This window comes from Actinomyces sp. Z5 (genome assembly GCF_003287795.1).
In the GTDB taxonomy this organism is placed as follows: domain Bacteria; phylum Actinomycetota; class Actinomycetes; order Actinomycetales; family Actinomycetaceae; genus Actinomyces; species Actinomyces glycerinitolerans.
In genome coordinates, this window is sequence record NZ_QMIN01000090.1 from 31,075 (window position 1) to 35,063 (window position 3,989).

The 3,989-nt window shown below is 73.3% G+C and carries 3 protein-coding genes; all 3 read left to right on the top strand.

Annotated features, from left to right (window positions below; all coding sequences use genetic code 11):
* Positions 1-3: 3 nt before the first annotated feature.
* From DRB06_RS12470 to DRB06_RS12480, 3 genes are read left to right on the top strand one after another with little or no spacing between them, the layout of a single operon-like run.
* Positions 4-747, top strand: a complete 744-nt coding sequence (locus tag DRB06_RS12470; RefSeq protein ID WP_111820132.1) for a DeoR/GlpR family DNA-binding transcription regulator — start codon at positions 4-6, stop codon at positions 745-747.
* On the top strand, positions 744-1,775 hold the full coding sequence (locus DRB06_RS12475; protein ID WP_073331113.1) for a 1-phosphofructokinase family hexose kinase: 1,032 nt from the start codon (positions 744-746) through the stop codon (positions 1,773-1,775). The genes DRB06_RS12470 and DRB06_RS12475 overlap by 4 nt, the downstream gene beginning before the upstream one ends.
* 50 nt (positions 1,776-1,825) lie before the next feature.
* Positions 1,826-3,922 carry a fructose-specific PTS transporter subunit EIIC gene (locus tag DRB06_RS12480; RefSeq protein ID WP_111820123.1) on the top strand — a complete coding sequence of 699 codons (2,097 nt, stop codon included), beginning with the start codon at positions 1,826-1,828 and terminating at the stop codon, positions 3,920-3,922.
* Positions 3,923-3,989: the final 67 nt, after the last annotated feature.

The following is a 3,989-nucleotide window of genomic DNA, read 5'->3' on the forward strand; positions in this document are numbered from 1 at the left end:
GACATCGTCGATGCCGTGGCCCACGAGGGTCGCGTCGCCGTCGCCGACCTGGCCATCCGCTACGGCGTCACCGTCGAAACCATCCGCCGCGACCTGACCGCCCTGGACCGCGCCGGCGCCGTGCGCAAGGTCCACGGCGGCGCCGTCCCCGCCACCGTGCTGGCCCTCCCGGAGACCGCCGTCGCCGAACGCGAACTGCTGGGCGCCACCGCCAAGCAGGCCATCGCCGCGGCCGCCGTCGGTGCCCTGGGGCTGCGCCCCGGTGCCACCATCCTGCTCGACGCCGGCACCACCGTCGGCTGCCTCGCCCGGCTCCTGCCCGAGGGCCTGGGACTGACGGTGGTAACCGACTCCGTACTCACCGCCGCCCTGCTGGCCGGCCGCAGTGACCTGACCGTGCGCATGCTCGGCGGTCAGGTCCGCGGCATCACCCAGGCCGCCGTCGGCCCCGAGGCCCTGGAAACGCTCGCCGCCATGCGCGTGAACGTGGCCGTCATGGGCACCAACGGCCTGACCGCCGAGCACGGGCTGTCCACACCCGACCCGGATGAGGCCGCCGTAAAGCGCGCCATGGTCCGCGCCGCCCGCCGCGTCGTCGCCCTGGCCGACGCCACCAAGATCGGCCAGGAGCACCTGGTCTCCTTCGCCGACATCGACGACGTCGACCTGCTGGTCACCGACGCCGCCCTCCCCACGCCACTGGCCGCCCAACTCGCCGACACCGGAACCGAGGTCCTCATCGCATGATCATCACACTCACCCCCAACCCCTCACTGGACCGCACGGTCACGCTCGCCGGTCCGCTCGTGCGCGGTGGCGTCAACCGGCTGCAGTCGGTCACCACCGAGCCTGGCGGCAAGGGACTCAATGTCGCCCGCGTGCTGGCCCGCTCCGGCGAGGCCGTAACCGCCGTCCTGCCCGCGCCCGAGCACGACCCGCTGGTGACCGCGGTCAAGGCGCTGGACGCGCCCGGCCTGAGCACAATCCCCGTGGATGTGGCCGGGGCCGTGCGCATCAACACCGCCGTCACCGAGCCTGACGGCACCACCACCAAACTCAACGAGCCCGGTGCCACTCTGACGGACGCCGAGGTCGCCGCCGTGGAGGCGGCCCTGAGTCGAGCCGTGGCGGCGGGTGCGGCCGACAACACCGCCGGCGTCGATCGGGACAGCCCGGCCGGCGTCCACAGCTGGGCCATCCTGTCCGGTTCGCTGCCGCCCGGCGCCCCCACCGACTGGTACGCGCGCCTGGTCGGTCTGCTGCGTCGGGCAGCCCCCGGGCTGCGCATCGCGGTCGACACCTCCGACGCGCCCCTGGCCGCCCTGGCCGCCGCCCTGCCCGAGGCCGCCCCCGACCTGATCAAACCCAACGGGGAGGAGCTCGGCCAGCTCGCGGGCCTGCCCCCCGAGCGCGCCACCGCCCTGGAAGAGGGCGCGCTCGCCGGTGACTACGCCCCCGTCGCCCAGGCCGCCCGCGTCCTGGTGGACCGCGGCGTGGGCGCGGTGCTGGCCACCCTCGGCGGCGCCGGTGCCGTCCTGGCCACCGCCTCCGGCGCCTGGCGGGCCACCGCTCCCGCCGTCCCCGTCATCTCCACCGTCGGTGCCGGAGACTCCTCCGTCGCCGGCTACATCCTGGCCGACGTGCACGGCGCCGCCGCCCCCGAGTGTCTGGCCACCGCCATGGCCTACGGCTCCGCCGCCGCAGGCCTGCCCGGTACCACCCTGCCCGGACCCGCCGACCTGTCCACGCAGGCCGCCGAAATCACCGAGCTCTGACCAGCCCGCAACCACACCACCACTAACCAGGAGACCACAAGGAAAACACCATGTCCCAACCCACCAACGCAGCGAACACGCCGCTGATCGTGCCCGAACTCGTCCGCCTGGACGCGTCCGCCGGCACCGACAAGCAGGCGGTCATCAACTACCTGGCAGACGTCGTCGCCGCCGCCGGCCGCGCCGACACCACCGAGGGGCTCGCCGCCGACGCCCTGGCCCGCGAGGCCACCGCGCCCACCGGCATCCCCGGCGGCATCGCCATCCCGCACTGCCGCAGCCCGCACGTGCTCGCCCCCTCGCTCGGCTTCGCCCGCCTGAACCAGCCGGTCGACTTCGGTGCCGCCGACGGGCAGGGCGCCGACCTCGTGTTCATGATCGCCGCCCCCGCCGGTGCGGACGACTTCCACCTGCAGTTGCTGGCCAAGCTCGCCCGCGGGCTGATGAAGTCGGAGTTCACCGGCGCCCTGCGCGCCGCGGCCACCCCCGAGGACGTCGCCCGACTGGTCACCGAGCAGGTCCAGCCCGAGCTGCTCGGCGACGGCGCCGCCCCCGCTCAGGAGGATGCCGCTGCGCCCGCCGCGGCTCCCGCCGACACCGGCCGCGTCATCGTCGGCGTCTCCTCCTGCCCCACCGGCATCGCCCACACCTTCATGGCCGCCGAGGCGCTCGAACAGGCCGGCAAGGAGCGCGGCGTGACCGTGCGCATCGAGGGGCAGGGCTCCGGCAAGATCGACTGGCTCGACGCCGACCTGGTGGAGGCGGCCGACGCCGTCATCTTCGCCCACGACCTGCCGGTCAAGGGCCTGGAGCGCTTCGCCGGAAAGCCCGTGATCGACGTCGGCGTCAAGGCCGCTGTCAACGACGCCGGCTCCCTGGTGGACCAGGCCCTGGCCGCCATCGACGATCCCGGCGCCAAGCGGGTGGCGGCGGGTGCCGGCGGCGGCGAGGCCGAGGGCGAGGAGGAGCACGTGCACTGGGCGCGGCGCCTGCAGCGCTCGGTGATGACCGGCGTGTCCTACATGATTCCCTTCGTGGCCGCGGGTGGTCTGCTCACCGCCCTGGGCTTCCTGTTCGGCGGCTACGACATCGGCTCCACCGCCCAGACCATCGTCATCGGCAACGCGGATGAGGGGCTCACGGCCTCCAGCCTTTGGAACCTGCCGGATCTGAGTAACCCGGCCTACGCGGCCCCGCACGCCCTGGGCGGCTCCCCGCTGATGGCCTACATCGGTGCGGTCTTCGCCCTCCTGGGCACCGCGGCCATGAACTTCCTGGTGCCGGCCCTGGCCGGGTACACCGCCTTCGGCCTGGCCGGACGCCCCGGCATCGCCCCCGGCTTCGCCATGGGCGCGCTGTCGGTGGCCATCGGTGCCGGCTTCATCGGCGGTCTGATCGGCGGGCTGCTCGCCGGCTACATGGCCTCCTGGCTCGCGGGGCTGGACGTGCCCCGGTGGCTGCGCAGCCTCATGCCGGTGGTCATCATCCCGCTGTCCACCACACTGGTGGTCGGTTCCCTGATGTACATGGTCCTCGGCAACCCGCTGGCCTCCTTCATGACCTGGATGAGCGACTCGCTGACCTCCATGGCAGACTCCGGCTCCGCCATCTTCCTGGGCATCATCCTGGGCCTGATGATGTGCTTCGACCTGGGCGGTCCGGTCAACAAGGCCGCCTACCTGTTCGCCACCGCCGGCCTGTCCGCGGCGACCACCGCCTCCTACGAGATCATGGCCGCGGTTATGGCGGCCGGCATGGTGCCGCCGCTGGCCCTCGCGCTGGCCACCACGGTGCGCCCGGGCCTGTTCACCGACGTCGAGCGGGACAACGGGCGGGCCGCCTGGCTGCTGGGCGCCTCCTTCATCTCCGAGGGCGCCATCCCCTTCGCCGCCGCCGACCCGCTGCGCATCATCCCGCCGTCCATGGTGGGCGGCGCCGTGACCGGCGCCCTGTCCATGGCGCTGCACGTGGGTTCGCGCGCTCCGCACGGCGGTATCTTCGTGTTCTTCGCGATCGACAACCTGCTCGGGTTCTTCATCTCGATCATCGCGGGCATGTTGGTCACCGCCATCGGCGTGCTCGTCCTCAAGCAGGCCCGGGCTCGCAAGCTTTTGGCTGAAGCCGCCGCCGAGGCGGTTGCCGCCTGATCCGACCGTCGACTGAGTCGGTCCGAAGCGTCCGGGCCCGGGTGGGATTGCCACTCGGGCCCGGACG

Coding starts and splice junctions, on each gene's coding strand:
- DRB06_RS12480 (WP_111820123.1), top strand. CDS start 1,826: ATGTCCCAACCCACCAACGCAGCGAACACGCCGCTGATCGTGCCCGAA.
- DRB06_RS12475 (WP_073331113.1), top strand. CDS start 744: ATGATCATCACACTCACCCCCAACCCCTCACTGGACCGCACGGTCACG.